Origin of the sequence: Pseudomonas sp. JUb52 (assembly GCF_004341115.1) — a bacterium.
GTDB classification, from domain to species: Bacteria; Pseudomonadota; Gammaproteobacteria; order Pseudomonadales; family Pseudomonadaceae; genus Chryseomonas; species Chryseomonas oryzihabitans.
The window spans coordinates 198,986-221,059 of sequence record NZ_SLYS01000008.1 but is presented as its reverse complement, the minus strand read 5'-3'; the positions used below and the strand labels follow the sequence as shown (position 1 = coordinate 221,059).

Sequence of the window (22,074 nt, the reverse complement as noted above, 5' to 3'; positions counted from 1 at the left end):
CGGTGCCACCGGTTTCCAAGCATGGTTTTCGCTAGAGGTTCGGGTATAAACCGCAGGCGGCATTTTGCCGTCACCTCTCCGACCTCTTTCCTTGAGGACACACCATGCGAATTAGCGTACGCCAGGCCGTGCTGGGCCTTTTCCTGCTGGGCTCCAGCGTGCTCGGTCAGGTCCAGGCCGGTGAACCCATCCGCGTCCTGTTCGTGGGCAACAGCTACACCTTCGTCAACGATCTGCCGGCGATGGTCCGTCAAATGTCCGTTGACGCCGGTCAGTCGCGCCCGCTGGACGTCAAGCATGTGACCTTCAGCGGCGCCAGCCTCGAGGAACACTGGAAGCGCCACGACGTGCAGGACGAGCTGGCCAAGGCCAACTACGACTACGTGGTGATCCAGGACCACAGCATGATGCCGGTGAAGAATCCGGACCTGACCCGTCAGTACGTGCGCCTGATCGCCGACCTGGCGCGCAAGGACGGTGCCCAGCCGATCCTCTACCTGACCTGGGCCCGGCAGAACAACCCGACCATGCAGGCGCAGCTGGACAGCGTCTACACCCCCCTGGCCAAGGAAACCGGCGCGCTGCTGGCCCCGGTGGGCCAGGCCTGGCAGAAGGCCCTGGCCGATCAGCCGCAACCGGGTCTGTTCCTGCCCGACGGCAGCCACCCGTCCTTTACCGGTACCTACCTGACCGCCTCGGTCTTCTATGCGCTGATCTACGGCACCCGTCCGCCGCTGCCGGCCGCCGGCGAAAAGATCAAGTTCGATCACGCCGATCCCGCCGATCTGCAACAGGACGCCTGGAAGGCCCTACAGTCGCTGGACATGGCCCTGCGCACGCCGCCGGCCAAGTTGAACGTGGCCAGCGTCCAGGCCAAGCGCTGATGTGCTACCGCCCCTGCGCGACCAGACGTCGCGCAGGGGCGGGCAACCCGGCGGTTTTCCGCCCGCCGTTCTTGTAAAGCCCCGCCGCACCCCCCAACTCTTTTACACTTACCGGTCCAAGCGACCGCCGTCGAAAGAGTTTCATGACCGATACCCCCTCCGTTGCCCGTCTCGCCGCCAACCTGGATCAGGCCTTCAACGCCGATCGCCATCGCCTGAGGCGCCAGCTCCAGGCCCTGCAGAAACAGCCTGATCCGGCCCGCGAAGCCCAGTGGCTGGAGCGTTTCCAGGCGTCCTGCGCCAAGGTCGAGGCGCGGCGTGCCAGCGTGCCGACCATCCGTTACGACGACGCCCTGCCGATCGCCGCCAAGCGCGAGGAGATCAAGCGCGCCATCGCCGGCCACCAGGTGGTGGTGATCGCCGGTGAGACCGGTTCGGGCAAGACCACCCAGCTGCCCAAGATCTGTCTGGAATTGGGCAGGGGTGTGCAGGGGCTGATCGGCCACACCCAGCCGCGCCGGCTGGCGGCGCGCAGCGTGGGCGCCCGGGTGGCGGAGGAACTGGGTTCGCCGCTGGGCGAACTGGTCGGCTATCAGGTGCGGTTCGAGGATCAGAGCACCGATGCCACCCTGATCAAGCTGATGACCGACGGCATCCTGCTGGCCGAGACCCAGCACGACCGCTTTCTCGAACGCTACGACACCATCATCGTCGACGAGGCCCACGAGCGCAGTCTCAACATCGACTTCCTGCTGGGCTTTCTCAAGACCCTGCTGCCGCGTCGCCCCGATCTCAAGCTGATCATCACCTCGGCCACCATCGACCTGGAGCGCTTCTCCCGGCATTTCGACGGCGCGCCCATCGTCGAGGTGTCCGGGCGGACCTATCCGGTGGAGACCTGGTATCGCCCCCTCAGCGCCGAGGTGGACGAAGACGGCGAACGGCTGGTGGACGATCTCTCGGTGGACCAGGGCATCCTCCAGGCACTGGACGAGATCGAGGCCCACGAGCGCAGCGTTGGTCAGCGCCCGGGTGATGTGCTGGTGTTCCTGCCCGGCGAGCGCGAGATCCGCGACTGCGCCGAGGTCCTGCGCAAGGCCCAGTTGAAATTCACCGAGGTGCTGCCGCTCTATGCGCGCCTGACGCCGGCCGAGCAGCAGAAGATCTTCCAGCCGCGTCCGGGACGCAAGATCGTGCTGGCGACCAACGTCGCCGAGACCTCGCTGACCGTGCCGGGCATCCGCTACGTGATCGACAGCGGCACCGCGCGCATCAGTCGCTACAGCTATAGAGCCAAGGTCCAGCGCCTGCCCATCGAAGCCATCTCCCAGGCCAGCGCCAACCAGCGCAAGGGCCGCTGCGGCCGGGTCGAGCCGGGCATCTGCATCCGCCTCTACAGCGAAGAGGATTTCCTCGGTCGACCGACCTTTACCGATCCGGAGATCCTGCGCACCAACCTGGCGGCGGTGATCCTGCAGATGCTGCATCTGCGCCTGGGTCGCATCGAAGACTTCCCCTTTATCGAGCCGCCGGATGGCAAGGCGATCAAGGACGGCTTCACCCTGTTGCAGGAACTCTCGGCGGTGGACGTCGAGGGGCGCCTGCTGCCCCTGGGGCGGCAACTGGCGCGCCTGCCCGTCGATCCGCGCCTGGGCCGCATGCTGCTCGAAGCGACCGAGCAGGGCAGCCTCGCCGAGGTGCTGATCGTCACCAGCGCCCTGTCGGTGCAGGACCCGCGCGAGCGCCCCGCCGACCGCCAGACCCAGGCCGATCAGGCCCATGCCCAGTGGAAGGACCCGGATTCGGACTTCGCCGCCCTGGTCAATCTCTGGCACGGTTTCGAAGAGCAGCGCCAGGCGCTAGGCTCCAACGCCCTGCGCAGCTGGTGCCGCAAGCACTTCCTCAACTACCTGCGGCTGCGCGAGTGGCGCGATGCCCATCGCCAGCTGACCCTGCTGTGCCGCGAACTGGGGCTCCAGGCGCGTAAGGCCGACAGTCCGGCGCCGGCACCGGCGGAAGTCGGCAACCGACCTGCGCCGACCACCGACAAGCACGTCAACGCCAAGGCCCAGCAACACGCCGAAGCCAGCGAGGCGGCGGTACGCGCCCGTGGCTATGCGGCGCTGCACAAGGCCATTCTCGCCGGCCTGCTCAGCCAGATCGGCCAGAAGAGCGAAGACGGCGACTACCTGGGGGCGCGCCAGCGGCGCTTCTGGATCCATCCCAGCAGCGTCATCGGCCGCAAGAAACCCAACTGGATCATGGCCGCGGAGCTGGTGGAGACCACCAAGCTGTTCGCCCGTATGGTGGCCAAGATCGAGCCGGACTGGATCGAGCCGGTGGCGGGCCACCTGGTCAAGAAGACGCACCTGGAGCCCCACTGGGAGAAGAAGCGCGGCCAGGTGGTGGCCTATGAACAGGTCACCCTCTATGGCCTGATCGTGGTCGGCCGCCGCCCGGTGCATTTCGGCCCCATAGATCCGCCTGCCGCCCGCGAGCTGTTCATCCGCGAAGGCCTGGTACGCGGCGAGATCAACAGCCGCGCCAAGTGCCTGGCCGCCAATCGGGCGCTGCTGGAGCGGCTGGACGAACTGGAAGCCAAGGCCCGCCGCCGCGACATCCTCGCCGATGAGGAAACGCTGTTCGACTACTATGCTGCGCGTCTGCCGGCGGACGTCTACCAGACCGCCACTTTCGATAGCTGGTACCGCCGCGAGAGCGCCAGGCAGCCCGATCTGCTGATTATGCGGGAGGAAGACGTCCTCGCCCGCGAAGCCAGCGAGGTGACCGCTGCCCAGTATCCGGACACCCTGCGCCTGGGCGAGCTGATTCTGCCGCTGTCCTACGAATTCGACCCGACCCATCCGCGCGACGGCGTCACCCTGCGAGTGCCGGCGCCGCTGTTGCCGCAGCTGCCGCCGCAGCGGCTCGACTGGCTGGTGCCGGGATTGCTCTACGACCGCTGCGTGGCCCTGGTGCGCAACCTGCCCAAGGCGCTGCGCAAGAATTTCGTCCCGGTGCCGGATTTCGTTCGCGCGGCGTTGGACAAGATCCCCTTCGGCGAGGGCTCGCTGCACGAGGCCCTGGGGCGCGAATTGCAGCGCATGACCGGCGCCCGTATCCCCGACGAGGCCTGGCCGGAGGCCGAAGCCGGCCTGGATCCGCACCTGCGCATGAATCTCGAGGTGGTCGATGCCCAGGGCAAGCCGCTGGGCGAAGGCCGCGACCTGGCCGAGGTGACGGCGCGCTTCGCCCAGGAGAGCCAGGCGGCTCTGGCCCTGCCGACGCAGAAACGCCAGGAGCAGCGCCCGGTGGAGGCCAAGGCCTTCGCCGAGGTGGCGGCCAAGACCCAGCAGCAGGTGGCCGGCCTTTCCATGACGGTCTATCCGGCGCTGGTGGACGAGCAGGGCACGGTGCGCGAAGGCCGCTTCGCCACCCAGGCCGAAGCGCGCTACCAGCATCGCCGCGCCCTGCAGCGACTGCTGCTGCAGCAACTGGCGGAGCAGGCCAAGTTCCTGCGCGGCAAGCTGCCCGGCCTCACCGAACTGGGCCTGCTGCACCGCGAACTGGGTCGGCCGGAAGCCCTGGTGGAAGACATCCTGCTGGCCAGCCTGGACGCCGCCATCCTTGCCGACGACGCCGAGCTGCCCCGCGATGGCGCAGGCCTGGCTTCACTGGCCGAGCGGCGCAAGGGCGGCTGGACCGAGCAGGCCGAACGGATCGCGCGCCTGACCCTGGAGATCCTCAAGCTCTGGCATGGCCTGCAGAAGAAATTCAAGGGTCGCATCGACCTGGCCCAGGCGGTCGCCTTGAACGACATCAAGGCGCAACTGGCCAGCCTGGTCTATCCCGGTTTCGTCCGGGATACGCCTCTGGAATGGCTCAAGGAGTATCCGCGCTATCTGAAGGCCATCGAGCAGCGCTTCGACAAGCTCGGCAGCCAGGTGCAGCGCGATCGCGTCTGGAGCGGGGAGCTGGCCGGGCTCTGGGAGCAGTATCGCGCCCGCGCCGCCAAGCATGGCCAGGAGGGCAAGCGCGACGCCAATCTGGAGCTCTATCGCTGGATGCTGGAGGAATACCGCGTATCCCTCTGGGCCCAGCAGCTGGGCACGCGGATGCCGGTGTCGGACAAGCGATTGAACAAGCAGTGGAGTCTGGTGGAGGCCTAGCGCGGTCATCCATCGGAACCCTCCCAGGCCCGGGTCGGCCGCTGGCATAGTGAGGCCATGACCCAGGCCAGCTTTCGCTTCCACGGCGCCCTCGAACGCTTTCTGGCCCCGACCCGTCGCGGCCGGGTGATCCGGGTCGAATGCGCCGCGGTGGCGAGCGTCAAGCATCAGATCGAAGCCCTCGGTGTGCCCCATACCGAGGTGGGTCTGCTGCTGATCAACGGCGAGGCGGCTGCGCTGACGCAGCGACTGGACGACGGCGATGAGGTCATCGTTCATCCGGCGCAGGCCGAGAGCTCAGGCGAATCCGCGCCTGGTCATCCAGGGGCAGGGCGTCCGCGCTTTGTCGCCGATGCACACCTCGGCGCGTTGGCGCGGCGTCTGCGCATGGCGGGCTTCGATACCCTGTACGACAACGCCTATGCCGATCCGGCCCTGGCCGATCTCGCCCGGCGCGAGGAACGTATCCTGCTCACCCGGGATCGTGAATTGCTCAAGCGACGGCAGGTGCTGCATGGCTGCTATGTGCATGCCCTGCGTCCGGAGGCGCAGCTGCAGGAGCTCTACCAGCGCCTGGGTCTGCGTCCCTGGGCGTTGCCCTTTTCGCGCTGTCTGGCCTGCAACTCGAGTCTGCAGGCGGTCAGCCTGGCAGAGGTCGCCGACCGCCTGCCTCCGCGCGTGCGGGAACGCCACCGGCATTTCCTGCACTGTCCGCACTGCGACAAGCTGTTCTGGGAAGGCAGCCACTGGCGCGCCATGCGCGAGCGGCTGGCGCTGGTCTAACGCGGCAATACCTGGCGCAGCGAGCCGCCCACGTCCGGCAGGTCCATCTCGATGCGCCGCCACCAGGCTTCCGCGAAGCTGTAGCAGGCGAAGGCGATCAGGCCGAGGCCGACCACGGACAGCACCAGTCCGCCAAAGGGCAGATTCTGCAGGCCGTTCAGGGCGTCCTTCATGCCCGGCGGATGCAGCGCCTGGTAGCGCGAACCGCTGACCACCAGCAGGACGGCGATCTCGACGAAGGCCACGCCCCGAGCGATAAGGCCGAAGCGACCGACGGGCCGGATCAATCGCAGCTGCTCCGGACTGGCTTCGAGATAACGCTCGAAGCTGGCCTTCCAGCCCTTCACGAAATGGGCGAGGCCCACGCCCAGCGGAATCAGCGCGGCGACGTACACCAGCAGGTTGGAATAGCGCCAACCGAGGAGCGTTTGCAGTAGATCGTTGGTTTCCCCACCCGAGCCACCGCCCTGGCGCAGACCACTGACCAGCAGGCCCAGGGCGAAGAAGGCCAGGGCACCATAGGTGATGCCACCCACCAGCAGGCCGGCGCGGATCACCAGGCCCTTGGGCTTGCTGCCATGGTCATCCACATCGCGGATGGCCTGGAGGATGCGCCAGGCCGCGAAGGCGACCAGGCCGACCACCACCAGGCCGACCAGGAAGTGGCCGAAGGGCTGGGCGAGCAGGGCTTCCAGGCTGTCGTGGCTGTCCGCTGGTTGGCCGGAGCCGCGTGCAGCCAGCAGCGCCAGCACGCCGATGATGAGATAGACGAGACCGCGGGCGGCATAGCCGCCGCGGGCCAGGAGAGTGAGTCCGGTACGGGTGCGCATCTGTTATGTCCTGTTACATCCTGCCTTGTACTGACCGGCGGCCCGCGTACGGGTTCTGGCGGGCGGACAGGCGCACCGGGGATGCTGGCGGGACGTGGCGTTAGGCCTTAGGCTCGCACCCTTTGCCTCGGCGACAGTTTCATGGACAAAGCTCGACTGCTCACCCTCATTCTCCAGGCGCTGGAAGCCGACCGCGAGGTCATCAGCCAGCAATTGGCGGCCAGCCATGAAGCGGCCACCCACAGCGAAAGCAAGGCCGAGAACAAGTACGACACCCGCGGTCTGGAAGAGGCCTACCTGGCCGATGGCCAACGCCGCCGTCTGCACGAGATCGAGCTGGCCCTGGCCGCCTACCGCGCGCTAACTCCCATGACCATGAGCGACGGTGTCCGCGTCGGCGCCCTGATTGAACTCACTACCGCCACGGCCAGCCGCTGGCTGTTCCTCGGCCCGGATGCGGCGGGACTCAAGGTCAGGCTGGATGGTCAGGAGGTGCTGGTGATCTCCCCGCGCGCGCCCCTCGGTCAGGCATTGCTCGGGCGGGAGGAGGGCGACGAGGTGGCGGTGACCGTGGAAGGCAAGGTGCACCGGCAGGAGATCCTGGCGGTGTATTAGCGTAGGGCAGAGGTAACGTCCTATCTCCGTCGTGGCCTTGTTCCGCTCCCATGGACTGGGCAATGACGGCGGATCGCAGGCTTGCCGGTGCCAATGGAGATGAATGCCCGCTCGGATAGCTCCCTCTCCCCTCGGGAGAGGGTTGGGGTGAGGGTGCCCTTCCACGAAGCCCCAGTGGAAAAGGCTACGCCGTTTTCCGCGCTACGGCGCCATGAGACGCCGTTGACGGTAGTCGCGGCCATGGGCCGCGCCTACGGACCCCTCTCTCAGGTCTCCACCCCTTCCACCGGCCGGTTGGCCCTGGGCGGTACGGCCTCTTCCTTGTCCTGCTTCGGCCGGTGCTGATCCAGCCAGGCGCGGCTCTGCTGCTGGGCCTCGTCGACCTTCCTGTTCAGCTCGTCGAGAGTCCCGCCCAGGGTTTCCCGGGCCTGTTCGCGGGCGGCTTCTTCCACCTTGGTGGCGAAGCTGTCCGCTGCCTTCTCGGCGCTGTCGCAGCCGCCGAGGCCGAGCAGCAGAAGGATGCCGGCAAGTCCGAGGATGGCTTTGGTGCTCATGTTCGTCCGCTCCTTGTCATGAAGGCCGCTTCAGCGAATCGCGCGGCTCAGGACCGGCGGCGCTGTGCTTGGCTTCGCCGCGGGTCTTGTACAGCGAGACCAGCACGCCACCGGCCAGCAGGCCCAGGGTCACGCTCAGGGAGATCGCCGGCGGAATCTTGCCGATGATGCCCACCAGGAAGATCTTGCAGCCGATGAACACCAGCACTAGCGCCAGGGCGTACTTGAGGTAGGCGAAGCGATGAATCATCGCCGCCAGGGCGAAGTACAGCGCGCGCAGGCCCAGGATGGCGAAGACGTTGGAGGTGTAGACGATGAAGGGGTCCTGGGTGATGGCGAAGATCGCCGGCACGCTGTCCACCGCGAACACCAGGTCGGCGCACTCGATCACGACTAGCGCCAGGAACATCGGGGTCGCCCAGAGCACCGCTTTGCCACTGGCATCGGGCTGGCGCACGAAGAAATGATCGCCATGCAGCTCATCGGTCACCCGCATTTTCTTGCGCAGGAATTTGATGAAGACGTTGTCGTCGAGGTTGGGCTCTTCATCCACCTTGGCGAACAGCATCTTGACCCCGGTGATCACCAGGAAGGCGCCGAAGAGATAGAGGATCCAGTCGAACTGGTGGATGAGGGCCGCGCCCAGGCCGATCATGATGGCGCGCAGCACGATCACCCCGAGGATGCCCCAGAACAGCACCCGGTGCTGGTACTCGCGGGGGATGGCGAAGAAGCCGAAGATCACCGCCATCAGGAAGACGTTGTCCATGGACAGCGACTTTTCGATGAGGAAGCCGGTGACGTAGTCGAGACTGGCGTCGGCGCCCTTGAGCTGCCAGACGAAGAGGGCGAACAGCAGACCCGCACTGATGTAGCCGGCGGACAGCAGCAGGCTCTCCTTGACCTCGATGGGTTTGTTCTCCTTGTGGAGCACACCCAGGTCGAAGGCCAGCAGTGCGATGACGACGGCGAAGAAGGTGAGCCACATCCAGGTGGCGGTGCCGAGGAAGTCGGCGAAGAAGAATGCATGCAGGGCGTTCATGAGCCCCTCCTTAGTCAAGTTTCAAGACTATGACTCGACATGGCGGCACACGCCGTCAGAGGGGCCCGGGTCACCAGGACAGGATTTCGAACTCGCGCACATTCGGCAAGGATTGCAGTTTTACAAAATGCAACCGCTCTAGCTCAGGCTTCTCGGGAGGAGTGGTGGCCGGTGATCAGCCAGCGGCCGTCGATCTGCTCGAAGGTGAAGAGGAAGCGCGCGGGCACGCTGATGGCCTGCTCGCCTTCCCGATAGTGGAAGACATAGAGCCCGCCGACCACCACGGTGCCGAGCTTGCTGCTGACCCTCTTCTTGAAGATCTGCACATCGCACACCAGCCCGTCGTTGGCGAGGAAGTTGCGGAAGTACTCGCGGCGGCTTTCCTCGTTGTCGCGTACCTCGTTGGAGAGCGTGGGCACCAGGATGGCGTCCGCGGCATAGAGCGCAAGGATGGCCTCCACGTCGCGGGTGGCAACGGTCGCGGCCCAGGTGTACAGCGCGGCCTTGGCGCCGGCCAGGCAGGCGATCTCTTCGTTGGAGCGGGCAGGAGCGGCGATCGACATGACGGAATCCTCGGGCTGATAGGCGACTGTTATAATATAACAATCAATCCCGGGTGGTTGCGCCGTGGCGACCTATCGCTCGAGGGTGACGCCTGCGCGAGGCGTCCGGGGCACGGAGGTGTCGCCGCCGGTTGCCGGCGACGGCGGGGGCGAGGTGGATCAGCGGTTGTCGATCGTCGACCGCAGCGGGATCTCTTCGCGCGAATCGGTCTGGCTCACCGGCTGGCCGACCATCTCTTCATAGACCGCCGGCTGGGCGATGAACAGGCGTACGTCCTTGACGTCATCGAGGATGCGCCGGGCTTCTTCCACCGAGGCCACGTGCAGGGTGGCGCCCTTGTCATCGGCGACCGGGACCGAGGTGCCTTCCACCAGCGCATGGATGACGTAGGAGCCGCCTTCCATGGACACCAGGTTGACTTCCTTGACCGCGCCGGCCTTGACCTGCTGATTCAGCTCTTTGACATTCATCGATACACCTCGGTTATCACGCTAACGAGCCCTGCGCAGCGGCAGGAGTAGGTAAGGATTCGAGGCGGGAGCGGGGGTGGGAGTTCCGGTCATTGCCATTGGCGTACCGCCTCGTGGAGGGTGGCACGCATTTCCGTAGCGAAGGCCAGAGCCAGAGTGCCTGCCGGGCGGTGATCCACCAGCAGCAGATAGCTGGTGAAGCGGATCGCCGGCTGGAAGGGCCGCCAGTCCAGACCGGCGTGGAGATAGTCCTGCGCTACCAGCGGACTGACGATGCTGACGCCCAGACCGAGGCCAACCATGGCACAGATGGTGGCGGCATAAGGCGTCTCCAGATTCAGTCGACGTCGCTCCGCTGGCTCCTGAAAATGGCGATCGATGCGCGTGCGAGTGCTGTCGCCCGGAACCAGCGAGATGAATTCCTCGCCGGCCAGATCCGCCGGCGTTACCTGCTCCAGCTGGCTCAGGCAGTGGCCACGCGGGAAGACGCAGACGCCAGGCACATCGCTGAGCAGCTCCGCCGTGACCCCCGGCAATTGTTCGCCGACGTAGGATGCCAGTCCCAGATCGCAGAACTGCGAGGCTGTCCAGTGCGCCACCGTCGGCGAATCGCTGGTGTGGATGGTGATGGCGGCGTGTGGATGACGCTCGCGAAAGCGCTGCACGACCCGGGGCAGCAGGGTAAGTGACAGCGAGGGTACCGCGGCGATGCGCAGGCGGCCGGTTCCGCCTTGGGCGATAGCGCGCGCCGATGCTTGCAGGCTGTCCAAACCAACGAAGGCGCGCTCGACGTCGCGGAACAGCGCTGTGCCTTCTTCGGTGGGCAGCAGGCGGCCGGCGATACGCTCGAATAAGCGGAAACTGCAGCTGCGTTCCAGCTGGGCAATCAGCCGGCTGATATTGGGTTGCGAGGTATGCAGGGCCTCGGCCGCTGCGGTCATGGAGCCAGACAGCATGGTCGCGCGAAAGGCCTCCACCTGTTTCATGTTCATCCGTTCATCCCATATCAGATTTGTATGGCTACCTAGCGTATTGGCATTTGCCAGCATGACGCCATAAGTCTTACAAAAGAGCCAGGGCGCTATGAACGCCAGGCACAGACGACCCACGCTGCATCTTCCGATCTGCCCTCATAGTCCTGTCTCCGGCTGCTGCCGGCGGTAGTCACCTTTCTTCTAGGAGGCACCATGTCGTATCGCGCGTTTTCCGCAGCCGTTCTGGCGCTTGGCCTTGTCAGCTTCGTTCAGGCTGCCCCCTTGCCCCCCGTACCCGCCACGCTCGCCGAGGCCGGCCTGCTACGCGCCGGGGTACGCTGCGATCAGCCACCCTATGGCTACCAAGACAGCAACGGCGATTTCGCTGGCGTGGAGGTGGAGATGTCCCGGCAGATTGCCGAGTGGGCCCTGGGTTCGCGAGACAAGGTGAGCTTTACCTGTGTCACCGCCGAAAATCGCGTGCCGCAGCTACTCGGCCGCAAGGTGGACATGCTGATCGCCACCCTCGGGGTGACCCCGGAGCGGCAGCGGGTAATCGACTTCACCACCCCCTACCGCTGGGGTGCCAGCGATGTGCTGGTGCGCAAGGACAGCGGCATCGATTCTATCGCGGCCCTCAGGGGCAAGACCCTGGCTACGCTCAAAGGCTCGGTCCAGGCCAAGTGGTTCGAAGACCATGAGCCGGAGGTCAAGACGCTGCGCATGAACAGCGCGGCTGACGCCTTGCAGACCTTTCGCCAGGGCCGGGTCGATGCCTACACCCATGATGCCGCGACCCTGGTGGTGGTCACCGCCCATGACGATGGCGTCCGGCTGGTGGGTGAGCCTTTCCAGATTTCCGATGCGGCCATTGGCGTGCGCAAGAACGAGACGCAGTGGCGTGACTATCTGAGCGCCGCGGTTGCGCGGATGCACGAGGAGCATCTGTTTCGCCCCTGGGTGGAGCGACTGGTCCCGGAAAACATTCGCAGCTACTACCTGAGCGTATTCGAAGAGCCGCGTCCCGCAGAAAACCACTAGGAGCCCGGTCATGGACTTCGACCTCGACTATCTCATGGCCCAGTGGCCGGCGCTGCTCGAAGGCCTGGTGATGACGCTCAAGGTTTCGCTGCTGGCGATCGGACTGTCGCTGGTGATAGGCGTCGTCGGCGGCGCGGTGCGATTGTTTCGCGTCCCGCTGCTGGCACAGCTGGCCACACTCTATGTCGAAGTGATCCGCAATACGCCGATCCTGGTGCAACTGTTCTTCATCTTCTACGGCCTGCCGGCAGTAGGTCTGGGCTTGTCGCTGTTCTGGTCGGGAGTGCTCTGCCTGTCGCTCTGGGCCGGTGCCTATCAAATCGAGAATCTGCGTGGCGGCCTGGCCACGGTGGAGCGCGGCATGCGCGAGGCGAGTCTGGCCCTCAATCTCAAGCCCTGGCAGTACTTCTGCCTGATCGCCTTGCCCATCGCCGTGCGCACGGCCTTGCCGGCGGTGCTCAATACCGCTATCTCGCTGCTGAAGAACTCCTCCTATCTGCAGGCCATCGGGTTGGCCGAGCTGACCTTTGTCGCGGTGGATCGCATTGCCACGGATTTCCGCGCCTTGGAGATGTTCAGCGCCATCTGTGTGCTCTACCTCGGCTTGGTAGCGGTACTAGCGATGGCAACTCAGCGGCTGTCGGCTCATCTGCAACGGCCGTTCCGGCAGTGAGGCACCCATGAGTTTCTTTCTGGAAAACTGGAATTTCGTGGTCAAGGGCCTGCTGATGACCCTGCAGTTGGCGCTGGTCGTGCTGCTCTTCACCACCCTGGTTTCGGTGGTGTTCGGGGTGCTAGCCACGCTGCCGCAGCGCTGGCTAGGCTGGCTCATCCATGGCTATGTGGAGCTGTTCCGCTCGATCCCGTTGATAGTCAACGTCTTCTTCATCTTCTTCGGCGCGCCCCTTCTCGGGCTGGATCTGTCGCCCTTTGCCGCGGTCACTACCGGGCTGACCCTCTGGGGCAGCGCCAACGGCATCGAGATCGTTCGCGGCGGCTTGCAGGCGGTGTCCAGGCACCAGTGGAAAAGTGCCTGGGCGCTGGGCCTGCCGCGCTGGCGCATCTACCTGCACATCGTCGGGCCCCAGTCGCTCAAGGCCATTCTGCCGGCCTATACCGGACTGCTCACCCTGCTGGTCCAGGCCACGTCCCTGGGCGCCTTGGTCGGGGTGGGCGAATTCCTCAAGACCGGCCAGACCCTGATCGAGCGTACCACCATGATGACCGGCGCCAGTCCCGCCTTCACCGTCTACGGCACAGTATTGCTCGTCTACTTCATCATCTGCTCGCTGCTCAGCTGGCTCAGCCGCTACCTCGAGCGGCGCCTGGGTCGTCCGCTGACCCGCAATCCATCCTAGAGAGGCATCCCATGCAAGAATCCAAGGTCAGCCGTCGTCTCCGGGAAGCTACCGCGCCCGAGGTCTGCGACTTCATCTACGCCCCGCGCCTAGCCAATTTCGCCGAAGGATTTCCCTATCTGGGCGACGTCAACAAGGCCCATGTGGTGATGCTCGCCGAACAGGGACTGATCGACCGCGACCAGGCTGCGGCCCTGGCCCGCGGCATCCTCGAACTGGAGACGGCAGGCCCCGGGGCAGTGCCCCTGGATCCGCTGCGCGAGGATGCCTACTTCAACTACGAGGCGGCGTTGATCGAGCGTCTGGGCACAGACGTCGGCGGGCGGCTGCACATCGGTCGCAGTCGCAACGATATCCTCGCTACCCTCGACCGCTTGCGAGCTCGGGATGTCCTCACCGAGGTGCTGGAGACGCTGCAACAGGTTCGAACGACTGCCTTGGAGGGCGCGGAGCGCCACGCCACCACGGTGATGCCGGGGCATACTCACCTGCAGCCGGCGCAGCCGATCACCTATGGCTTCTATCTCGCCGGCGTAGCCCAGGCGCTGGAGCGGGACAGTCTGCGCCTGGCCGCGACCCTCGACAGCATGAATCAGAGTCCACTGGGGGCCGCGGCCTTTGCCGGTACCCCCTTCGCCATCGATCGGGCGCGCACCGCCGAGCTGCTTGGCTTCGACGGCTATCTGGACAATGCCCTGGACGCCGTGGCTTCACGGGATTTCATCCTGGAAGGCCTGTCCCATCTGAGCCTGTTGGCGGTGTTCTGGAGCCGGGTCGCCCAGGATTACTTCGTCTGGGCTACCCATGAATTTGGCCTGGTGGAATTCCCCGACAGCGTCGCCGGCACCTCCAGTATCATGCCGCAGAAGAAGAATCCGGTCGTGCTGGAATACCTCAAGGGCCGCAGTGGCCACATCGCTGGACTGCTAATGGCCGCCACCATGACGGTCAAGGGCACTCACTTCAGCCACAGCGGTGACGCCAATCGCGAAGGCACCCGCGGATTCTGGGAGGCCGCGGAAGAAACCCTGCGTTGCTTGCGGCTGCTGGATCTGGTGCTTCGCACAGCTGAGCCCGACGCGGTGCGCGGGCTGGAGCGCAGCGCACTGGATTTCTCCACGGCCACAGGTCTGGCCGACCTTATCGTGCGCGAGGGCGGGCTGTCGTTTCGCGAGGCGCACCATGTCGTGGGGGCCGTGGTGCGTCAGGCGCTGGATGCAGGTCTGCCGGCCCGCGCCATCGACGGCGCCATGGTGGATCAGGCTGCCCAGGCGGTGATCGGGCGGCCCCTGGGGCTGGATGCCGCCCGGGTCGGCGAAAGCCTGGATCCCACTGCCAACGTTGCCTCGCGGCAATCGCCGGGAGGCCCCGCCGCGCCTGCGCTGATGCGGACCCTGGCGGCTGCGCGGGCGCGCCTTACCTTGGAGCGGGAACGGCAGGAGGCTCGGCGTGCGCGGCAGGCGCAGAGTCAGGCGCGCCTGGATGCCAACCTGCGGGCGCTGACCCAGTGAGCACGCTGCTGAGGGTGCGGGGGCTGAGCAAGAGCTTTGGCGGGCAGCAGATCGTCCGCGGGGTGGACCTCGACGTCACGGCCGGTGAGGTGGTGGTGGTGATAGGTCCCAGCGGCTCTGGCAAATCGACACTCATCCGCTGCCTCAACAGTCTGGAGGAGCCCTCGTCTGGTACCGTGGAGCTGGATGGTGTACCGGTGCATGCCGGCGACCGTCGCGCCTTGGCGACCCTTCGCCAGAAGGTTGGGATGGTGTTCCAGGACTACACTCTGTTCCCTCACCTCTCGGTGCTACGCAACCTGACCCTGGCGCCCGTCAAGCTGGGACGCCTCAGCGCCGCCGAGGCCGATCGCCAGGCGCGGACGCTACTGGAACGGGTAGGGCTGGCGCACAAGGCCGATGCCTATCCGGCGGAGCTATCCGGCGGCCAGCAGCAGCGGGTGGCCATCGTTCGGGCACTGGCCCTGCAGCCGCAACTTCTGCTGTTTGACGAACCGACTTCGGCACTGGATCCGGAAACCGTCAACGAGGTGTTGGCGATCATGAAGGACTTGGCACGCGAGGGCATGACTATGATCGTGGTGACCCACGAGATGGGCTTCGCCCGCGAGGTGGCGGACCGGGTGCTGTTCTTCGACGGAGGACGCATCCTGGAAAGCGGCCCACCGGCGCAGATGTTTGGCGCGCTGCAGGAGCCGCGCACTCGGCAGTTCCTTGCCAATGTACTGCACTAGTATCCCGTCATCTCTAGGTAACCCATCCCCCTGGCGCTGCCCTCCACCCTGACCGGACCTTCCCAGTAGGGCGTGCCCAGGGCCATCCAGGCATCGGGGTTGACTGCCGCGATATGCAGTTCGAGCTGCTGCCCCGGCAGGGTGATGGACCAGCGTACCGGCACCTCGCGGCCGGCGACCCTGTGGGTGAACTCCGGCGCCAGGCGGATATCGCCGGGATGCAGCGGCTGGTTGTGGCCATCCGCGGCGATCAAGTTGCCGAACAGATAATGCTGGCCGTCGGCCTGGCGCAGGCGATAGAGCATCAGCTGGCGACCGTCGTCCAGGTGCAGGGAAAACCAGTCCCAGCCCAGCTGGTCCGCGGCCAGGTGCTGGCTGCTCCATTCGCGATCCAGCCAGGCCAGGCCCCTGACCGGCACGCGCCTTCCTTCGATCTCCAATTCGCCCTGGGCCTGGAAGAAGGGCTGGCTGTAGTAGTAGGACGCCTGGCCGCTGGCCGATTTGCGGCTGACCCCGCCTTCGCCCTGGAGCACCAGCGGTCCGGTGGCGGCGAGCTCCAGCTGATAGGCGAAGCCCGGGCCTCGTGCCTGGACCTGCGCTCGACCGGCCAGGTCGCCCGCGAGGCGCCAGTCGTCGATCCAGGCGGCGAAGGGCGCGGCCGTCACGCCGGCCTGGCCGATACCACCGCGACCCTGGGTCTGGGCAGAGAACTGGCGGGTCTCGGTGGTAAGGCCGGCGTGGCCCAGCCAGAGGTTGCCATTGCTCCAGCCAGGCTGGTCGGCGCCGGGCCGCAGGGCATTGCGGAACAGCGTCCACTGCACGCCGTAGTGATGACCCTCGGCATCGCTGAGATTGGCGGTGACGTACCACCATTCGATGCGGAAATCCGGATGAGCACCGTGATCGGCGGGAAAGCTGAAGACCTTGCCGGGCACGACGGGGGCGAAATTCTCGCTGCCCTGGCCAAGGCCGGCGAAGCCTTCGGAAGCCGGTTGCTGGTCGCAACCGGTAAGCAGCAGGAGTGCGACCAGCAGGGCCCTAGCGTTCATTGCCGAGTTCTCGCAGCAGATCCAGCGGTTGACTGCGTTGCAGCCGCAGCAGCGGCCAGGCGGCCGCCACCAGGGTAGCCAGCAGGGCAATGGCGGAAAGCGCCAGCAACTGACCTGGGAAGACCTGCAGCGGCAGTCGCCAGCCAAAGGCCTGGACGTTCACCACCGCCACCAGGCACCAGGCCAGCAGGATACCCAGCGGCATGGCCAGGGCCAGGGTGAGGAGGGCGAGCCCCAGCAACTGGCCCAGGCTCAGCAGGATCAGCCGCGGTCGTTCGATGCCCAGCGCCCAGAGCGGCGCGAGCTGACCGAGACGCCGCTGTGCCTGGCCGAGCAGGGCGATGAACAGGGCGAGACCGGCCACCGCCAGGGTCAGGGCGTTAAGCGCGGCGGTGGCGCTGAAGGTGCGCTCGAAGACCTGGTCGGCATAGCGCCGCAACTGCCCCTGGTCGATGGAATGACTGGCGTCCAGCCCGAAGCGCTGCTGCAGCTCGCCGCGCAGGGCCTCTACCTGCGCCGACGCCATGCGGATGACGATGCGCACCAGGGCGGCATCCGGCCATAGCGCCCGCAGGCGCGCCTGGGACAACAGCAGGTGGCCACGCGGATTGCCATAGTCGGCGTAGGTGGCGAGCACCGGCGCGGACCAGCGCCCCTGGCTGCCCTGCAGTTTCACACGTTGGCCTTTGGCTACCCCGAGGCGGCGCGCCAGTTGCTCGCTGAGCATCACGCCCTCTCCGGCGAAGAAGGGCGTCCAGGCGTCGCCACCGGCATCGAGCAGCGGCCAGTGCTGGCGATAGAGGTCAGCGTCCAGCACCCCGCTCAGGGTGGACGGCTGGCCTTCAATCCTGGTCTCTAGTTCGTACACCGGGAGCACCGCGCGGACGCTGGATTGCTGGGGTAGCCAGGCGAGCAGGGCCGCGGCCTGGGTAGCATCCTGCGGGCGCAGATAGAGCTCGGCGGCCAGGCGCTGGTCGAGCCAGCCATCGAAGGTGCGGCGGAAGCCTTCGGTCATGCTGCCCGCGCCAACATTGGCCGCCAGCGCCAGCAGCAGCGCCATCAGCGCCTGGGACAGCCCGGGCAGCTGCTGGCGGGCGTCGGCCAGGAACCAGCGTGAAAGCGGGCGCCGGGCCTGCTTGAGGAGCAGATCCAGCAGGGCGCTCAGCAGCGGCGGCAATGCCAGGGCCGCCGCCAGCAGCAGGCAACCGAGCAGGGCCAGGCCGCTGGCCAGGCTGTTGCCACCCAGCCACAGCCCCAGCGCCGCCAGCCCCACCAGCAGGGCGCCCAAGGCCTGGCGCTGGAGCCAGCGGCCATGGGCGGCGCGCCAGGCCTCACCCTGGGCCAGCGCCAGCAGCGGCAGCCGCGCCGCGCGCCAGAGGCCGTCGGCACCCGCCAGCAGGGCACCGCCCAGGCTGAGGCCGAGGCCGGCCAGCCACCAGGCCGGGCTCAGGGTCAGGCTGCCGGCGATCTCGGCGCCATAGAGGCCGCGCAGGCTGGCCGCCACGTCGGGCAGCAGCAGCGCCGCCAGCAGATAGCCGCTGGCAACTCCCAGGGCGCCTGCCACCAGGGCGATCAGTGCCAGTTCCAGGGTCAGCGCCAGCACCAGGGTCGCGGCCGACAGACCACAGGCGCGCAGGGTGCGCAGCAGGGCGCGGCGTTGCTCAAGCGCCAGACCGGTCGCGGCATGGACGATGAACAGGCCGACGGCGAAGGCCAGCAGGCCGAGCGCCAGCAGGTTGAGGTGGAAGCTGTCGGTCAGGCGGTCCAGTTCGGCGCCCTGGTCGTTCTCCATCCGTTGCAGGTCGACCCCGTCCAGGGTGGGCAGGGCGCGCTGAAAGGTCTTTGGCAGGATCAGCCGGGAAAGCTGGTCCGGTGCGTCCAGCAGGCGCTGGGCCTGACCGATGTCCATGACCAGGGTGCCAGGCGCCAGGCCGGGGCGCGGCTGGAGCGGTGGTAGCGCCAGGCCATCGGCGCGGTGCAGCACCTCACCGGCCTGGAGCCGCCATTCACGTAACGTTTCCGGCGCGATCCAGGTGGTGCCAGTCGGACCGAGAAAGTCGAACAGGGCCTCGGGCGAAGCGCGGGCCGCCACCCCCCGGTCACTGGGCAGGGTGACCGGCTCGATGCCCAGCAGCGGCAGGGCGCCCTCGCGCTCGGCCAGGGTCAGGCGGCCCTGCAGGACGGGCGACACCGGCCAGCCCTGACGACGCAATTCGACGAACACCGCCTGGGGAAAGCGTTTGCCGTCACGGGCTTCCAGACTCGACTGGTCGGCACCGAAGAAGGCGCTGGCCTGGGCATAGCTCTGGCGGGCCTGGGCATTGAGCGCCAGCACCCCGATCAGCAGCGCCGTCGCCAGCCATAGCCCGGCTACGAGGCCGGCCAGTTGCAGCGGATGACGCCGCCAATGGCTGGCCAGGCTGTGCAGACTCCAGTAGAGCAGTCTCATGGCTGGCCCACGGCTGCGTCGCCGAGACGCCCGCGTTCCAGTTGTAGGGTGCGATCCAGATGGCTGGCGATGCGCGCGCTGTGGGTCACCATCAGCAGGCTGCTGCCGGTCTCGGCGACCAGTTCCAGCAGCAGAGCCAGGGCTTGGTCGCCACTGGCTTCGTCGAGATTGCCGGTGGGTTCGTCGGCGAGCAGCAGGGGCGGCCGGGAGGCGAGGGCGCGTCCCAGGGCCACGCGCTGCTGCTGGCCGCCGGAAAGCTGTTCCGGATAGCGCTCCAGCAGGGCGGTCAGCCCCAGGCGCTCGGCCAGCTCGGCTTGCCAGCGCGGATCATGGCGCCCGGCCAGGCGCGCCTGGAAGGCGAGATTGTCGGCCACCGTGAGGCTGGCGATCAGATTGAATTGCTGGAAGATCAGCCCGATGCCCTCGCGGCGCCAGGCGGCCAGGGCCCGTTCGTTGAGACTGTCGAGTGCCTGGCCGGCGGCCTGGATGTGGCCTCGGTCAGGCCGGTCGAGGCCGGCGACCAGGTGCAGCAGGGTGCTCTTGCCACTGCCGGATTCGCCCATGAGCGCCAGACTCGCGCCCCGCGCCAGGCTGAGGTCCACGCCGCGCAGGACCGGCAGCGGGCCCTGGGGCGTCGGATAACTCTTGTGCAGATCGGTGATGGTCAGCATCGCGCCTCCAGCGCCGGTCGTGGTCTGCAATCGACCGGGCGGGGGCGGCGACGTTCAGCGCGGCTAGCGGCGCTTGGCCTTGCCCTTGCCGGTCTTCTCGTCTTCCTCGCGCTGCAGACGCTCGCACTTGCGCACCATGGTGAGGTAGTACACGGCGCTGCCGGCGAACAGGATGATGGGCAGTGCCAGGGACATCTGCAGCAGGCTGCCGGGGAAGGCGCTGGGCACCCAGTGGTGATAGAGCAGGATGCCGATCGCCAGCAGCACCGAGTACAGCAGGCCGTAGCCACCGGCCTTGCGCGATTCGCGGGCGAGGTCGAGAGGTGGGCGATTCAGATCGTTGGGCTCGAACATGGAGGTCTCTGGCAGGCTCTGAAGAAGGCGCTAGTTTAGCGCCTGGACTCGCGCCGGTCGCCACTGCCCGGGCACCCCGGACAAGACGTCGCAGGGATAGCCCGCCGCTCGTTCACGCGATGTTCAGGCAGACATAAGCTTGAAATCTTATCCTTTGCAGCCATTTAGAGGCCTGGCGATGGCAAGCGAGCAGGTCTCCTTGTAAGCTCGATCAGTTATTTGAACGCGCACAATGCGCACGGATAAGGAATCAACATGAAACAGTATCGGTTGGCAGCAGCGGTGGCCCTGGTGGGTCTGGTTCTGAGCGGCTGCGACTCCAAGCCCAAGGTCGAGCTGGAAAGCCCGGCCCAGAAGGCGTCCTACGGCATCGGCCTGAACATGGGCAAGAGCCTGGCCCAGGAAGGCATCGACGACTTGGATCCCAAGGCCGTTGCCCTGGGTATCGAGGACGCCGTTGGCAAGAAGGACCAGAAGCTGACCGATCAGCAGCTGACCGAAGCCTTCTCCGCCCTGCAGAAGCGCGCCGAAGAGAAGATGACCAAGGTCAGCGAAGACAACGCCAAAGCCGGCAAGAAGTTTCTCGAAGAGAACGGCAAGAAGCCTGGCGTGATCACCACCGCTTCCGGCCTGCAGTATGAAGTGGTCAAGAAGGCCGATGGCCCGCAGCCCAAGCCCACCGACGTGGTCACCGTGCACTACGAGGGCAAGCTGGTCGACGGCACCGTGTTCGACAGCTCCATCAAGCGTGGCACCCCGATCGACCTGCCGGTCAACGGCGTGATTCCGGGCTGGGTCGAGGCGCTGCAACTGATGCACGTCGGCGAGAAGATCAAGCTGTACATCCCCTCCGAGCTGGCCTACGGCGCCCAGAGCCCGAGCCCAGCGATCCCGGCCAATTCCGTGCTGGTGTTCGACCTGGAACTGCTCGGCATCAAGGACGCCGCTGCGGCGGACGCCGAAGACGCTCCGGCCGCTCCGGCTGCCGAGGCGCCGGCCGCTGCCGAAAAGGCTCCGGCCAAGAAGTAAGCCGCACTCTTTGTGCCGAACGCCCTGCCTAGCAGGGCGTTTTACATTGGACGGCGGGAAACCCTGCCGCAGCGGTGCGATCCAAGCAAGGGCGCAAAGACCTGTGGTTTACGGGTCTCTGGCCAATGCTCTCTCCTGCTCGAGGTGTCCATGAAGCCGCCGAAGAATTTTGATCGCTACCTTGGTATCGCCCAGCGCCTGCTGATCCGTGGCCGCCTGCCCGCACTGTTGCTCGGCGTAGCGCGCAAGACCAGCAAGCGCGGACTCAAGCTGGGCGAGGCCCGCGACACCCTGAGTCTGTTCCATCAGCTGTTGCTGGCCTGGTGGCGAGGCGAATACCGCGGCGTGAGTCGCAAGACGCTGCTGACCGTCGCCGGCGGTCTGGTCTACTTCCTGCTGCCCATCGATCTCATTCCCGACTGGGTGCCCATGTTCGGTCTGTTCGACGACCTCGCCGTGCTGGCCTGGGTCGGCAAGGCCTGCAGCGATGAGCTGGACGGCTTTCGGGCCTGGCGCGCCAACCGCACCGCGAGCCAGCAGGCGGCCCTGGCGGCCCTGCCCGACAAGCACGAGCGGCCGGCGCCCGGCGTCGCCCTCGATCAGTTGCGGGATTGAGGGATTTGAGCGTACGCATCAGTCGCCAGCACTGGCTGGCCTTGCTGGATGAACTGGAGAGCGCGCGGCGCAGCCGCAGTCTCCTGACCTACCGCTCGGTGATCGAACGGCTGGGGCTGCCCCAGCCGGCGATGGTCACCCTGACCACGGCGCTAGAGTATCTGGCCGCCCTCGATCGGCGCGAGGGTCGGCCGCTGCGCAGTGCGCTGGTGGTCAGCCAGAGCGGTACGCGTATCCCCCGTGAAGGTTTCTTCGACTGTGCCCTGCGCCTGGGCGCCCTGGAAGGTTCGCCGCCCGTCACCGACGCCATCAGCTGGCATGCGGCCGAAGTGACCCGGGTGTTCGATCACCGCTATCCCGACCATCGCCAGGAATAGG

The 22,074-nt window shown here is 66.6% G+C and carries 22 protein-coding genes; 12 read left to right on the top strand and 10 right to left on the bottom strand.

Translation table 11 applies throughout. The features are described 5' to 3' along the window. The first annotated feature begins 104 nt into the window (after positions 1–104). The 3 genes from EC839_RS15440 to EC839_RS15430 all read left to right on the top strand — a co-directional run bounded on the left by EC839_RS15440 (position 105) and on the right by EC839_RS15430 (position 5,836). Positions 105–884, top strand: coding sequence for an SGNH/GDSL hydrolase family protein (locus EC839_RS15440; protein WP_007162139.1), 780 nt, complete (start codon positions 105–107; stop codon positions 882–884). A gap of 143 nt (positions 885–1,027) precedes the next feature. Continuing rightward, on the top strand, positions 1,028–5,053 hold the full coding sequence (gene hrpA, locus EC839_RS15435; RefSeq protein WP_007162140.1) for an ATP-dependent RNA helicase HrpA: 4,026 nt from the start codon (positions 1,028–1,030) through the stop codon (positions 5,051–5,053). A 57-nt stretch (positions 5,054–5,110) separates the two neighbouring features. Then, positions 5,111–5,836, top strand: coding sequence for a Mut7-C RNAse domain-containing protein (locus EC839_RS15430; RefSeq protein WP_007162141.1), 726 nt, complete (start codon positions 5,111–5,113; stop codon positions 5,834–5,836). Here the strand turns inward: EC839_RS15430 and EC839_RS15425 are convergent. Beyond that, positions 5,833–6,666 carry a DUF1206 domain-containing protein gene (locus EC839_RS15425; protein WP_007162142.1) on the bottom strand — a complete coding sequence of 278 codons (834 nt, stop codon included), beginning with the start codon at positions 6,664–6,666 and terminating at the stop codon, positions 5,833–5,835. The two genes, EC839_RS15430 and EC839_RS15425, sit on opposite strands and share 4 nt — an antisense overlap. A gap of 141 nt (positions 6,667–6,807) precedes the next feature. Here EC839_RS15425 and EC839_RS15420 point away from each other — a divergent pair, with 141 nt between their 5' ends. Further along, complete coding sequence (locus EC839_RS15420; protein ID WP_007162143.1) at positions 6,808–7,281, top strand: GreA/GreB family elongation factor; 474 nt, start codon at positions 6,808–6,810, stop codon at positions 7,279–7,281. A gap of 266 nt (positions 7,282–7,547) precedes the next feature. Here EC839_RS15420 and EC839_RS15415 read toward each other — a convergent pair whose 3' ends face one another. From EC839_RS15415 to EC839_RS15395, 5 genes are all read right to left on the bottom strand, one after another. Further along, complete coding sequence (locus EC839_RS15415; protein ID WP_007162144.1) at positions 7,548–7,835, bottom strand: hypothetical protein; 288 nt, start codon at positions 7,833–7,835, stop codon at positions 7,548–7,550. Between the two features lie 16 nt (positions 7,836–7,851). Then, entirely contained in the window at positions 7,852–8,877 is a 1,026-nt protein-coding gene (locus tag EC839_RS15410) for a TerC family protein (RefSeq protein WP_007162145.1), read from the bottom strand. A 143-nt stretch (positions 8,878–9,020) separates the two neighbouring features. Beyond that, the gene (locus EC839_RS15405; RefSeq protein WP_007162146.1) at positions 9,021–9,440 is read right to left on the bottom strand and encodes a DUF4440 domain-containing protein; all 420 of its coding nucleotides are present in this window, start codon (positions 9,438–9,440) and stop codon (positions 9,021–9,023) included. 159 nt (positions 9,441–9,599) lie between these two features. Then, positions 9,600–9,911, bottom strand: a complete 312-nt coding sequence (locus EC839_RS15400) for a DUF6482 family protein (protein WP_007162147.1) — start codon at positions 9,909–9,911, stop codon at positions 9,600–9,602. 89 nt (positions 9,912–10,000) lie between these two features. After that, a complete protein-coding gene (locus tag EC839_RS15395) occupies positions 10,001–10,903 on the bottom strand; it encodes a LysR substrate-binding domain-containing protein (protein ID WP_007162148.1) in 903 nt (300 codons plus the stop codon). A gap of 264 nt (positions 10,904–11,167) precedes the next feature. Here EC839_RS15395 and EC839_RS15390 point away from each other — a divergent pair, with 264 nt between their 5' ends. From EC839_RS15390 to EC839_RS15370, 5 genes are read left to right on the top strand one after another with little or no spacing between them, the layout of a single operon-like run. Further along, positions 11,168–11,926 carry a transporter substrate-binding domain-containing protein gene (locus EC839_RS15390; protein WP_007162149.1) on the top strand — a complete coding sequence of 253 codons (759 nt, stop codon included), beginning with the start codon at positions 11,168–11,170 and terminating at the stop codon, positions 11,924–11,926. A 10-nt stretch (positions 11,927–11,936) separates the two neighbouring features. Beyond that, complete coding sequence (locus EC839_RS15385) at positions 11,937–12,599, top strand: amino acid ABC transporter permease (RefSeq protein WP_007162150.1); 663 nt, start codon at positions 11,937–11,939, stop codon at positions 12,597–12,599. 7 nt (positions 12,600–12,606) lie between these two features. After that, complete coding sequence (locus EC839_RS15380; protein WP_007162151.1) at positions 12,607–13,284, top strand: amino acid ABC transporter permease; 678 nt, start codon at positions 12,607–12,609, stop codon at positions 13,282–13,284. Between the two features lie 11 nt (positions 13,285–13,295). Then, the gene (gene argH, locus EC839_RS15375) at positions 13,296–14,795 is read left to right on the top strand and encodes an argininosuccinate lyase (protein ID WP_007162152.1); all 1,500 of its coding nucleotides are present in this window, start codon (positions 13,296–13,298) and stop codon (positions 14,793–14,795) included. Continuing rightward, positions 14,792–15,529 (top strand): amino acid ABC transporter ATP-binding protein, encoded by a 738-nt coding sequence (locus EC839_RS15370; protein WP_305955932.1) that lies wholly within the window; start codon positions 14,792–14,794, stop codon positions 15,527–15,529. The genes argH and EC839_RS15370 overlap by 4 nt, the downstream gene beginning before the upstream one ends. Here EC839_RS15370 and EC839_RS15365 read toward each other — a convergent pair. The 4 genes from EC839_RS15365 to EC839_RS15350 all read right to left on the bottom strand — a co-directional run bounded on the left by EC839_RS15365 (position 15,526) and on the right by EC839_RS15350 (position 20,052). After that, positions 15,526–16,578: a lipocalin-like domain-containing protein gene (locus EC839_RS15365; protein ID WP_007162155.1), complete on the bottom strand. Its 1,053-nt coding sequence runs from the start codon at positions 16,576–16,578 to the stop codon at positions 15,526–15,528. The two genes, EC839_RS15370 and EC839_RS15365, sit on opposite strands and share 4 nt — an antisense overlap. Continuing rightward, positions 16,568–19,027, bottom strand: coding sequence for an FtsX-like permease family protein (locus EC839_RS15360; RefSeq protein ID WP_007162156.1), 2,460 nt, complete (start codon positions 19,025–19,027; stop codon positions 16,568–16,570). Before EC839_RS15360 ends, EC839_RS15365 begins: the two co-directional genes overlap by 11 nt. Continuing rightward, positions 19,024–19,698, bottom strand: a complete 675-nt coding sequence (locus EC839_RS15355) for an ABC transporter ATP-binding protein (RefSeq protein ID WP_007162157.1) — start codon at positions 19,696–19,698, stop codon at positions 19,024–19,026. Before EC839_RS15355 ends, EC839_RS15360 begins: the two co-directional genes overlap by 4 nt. A gap of 63 nt (positions 19,699–19,761) precedes the next feature. After that, positions 19,762–20,052, bottom strand: a complete 291-nt coding sequence (locus tag EC839_RS15350) for a hypothetical protein (protein WP_007162158.1) — start codon at positions 20,050–20,052, stop codon at positions 19,762–19,764. 255 nt (positions 20,053–20,307) lie between these two features. Between EC839_RS15350 and EC839_RS15345 the strand changes: the two genes are divergently transcribed. The 3 genes from EC839_RS15345 (at position 20,308) to EC839_RS15335 (ending at position 22,073) form a co-directional block, all read left to right on the top strand. After that, the gene (locus EC839_RS15345; protein ID WP_132832736.1) at positions 20,308–21,081 is read left to right on the top strand and encodes an FKBP-type peptidyl-prolyl cis-trans isomerase; all 774 of its coding nucleotides are present in this window, start codon (positions 20,308–20,310) and stop codon (positions 21,079–21,081) included. 150 nt (positions 21,082–21,231) lie between these two features. Beyond that, on the top strand, positions 21,232–21,696 hold the full coding sequence (locus tag EC839_RS15340; protein WP_007162160.1) for a YkvA family protein: 465 nt from the start codon (positions 21,232–21,234) through the stop codon (positions 21,694–21,696). 5 nt (positions 21,697–21,701) lie between these two features. Next, the gene (locus EC839_RS15335; RefSeq protein ID WP_007162161.1) at positions 21,702–22,073 is read left to right on the top strand and encodes a hypothetical protein; all 372 of its coding nucleotides are present in this window, start codon (positions 21,702–21,704) and stop codon (positions 22,071–22,073) included. Position 22,074 lies beyond the last annotated feature (1 nt).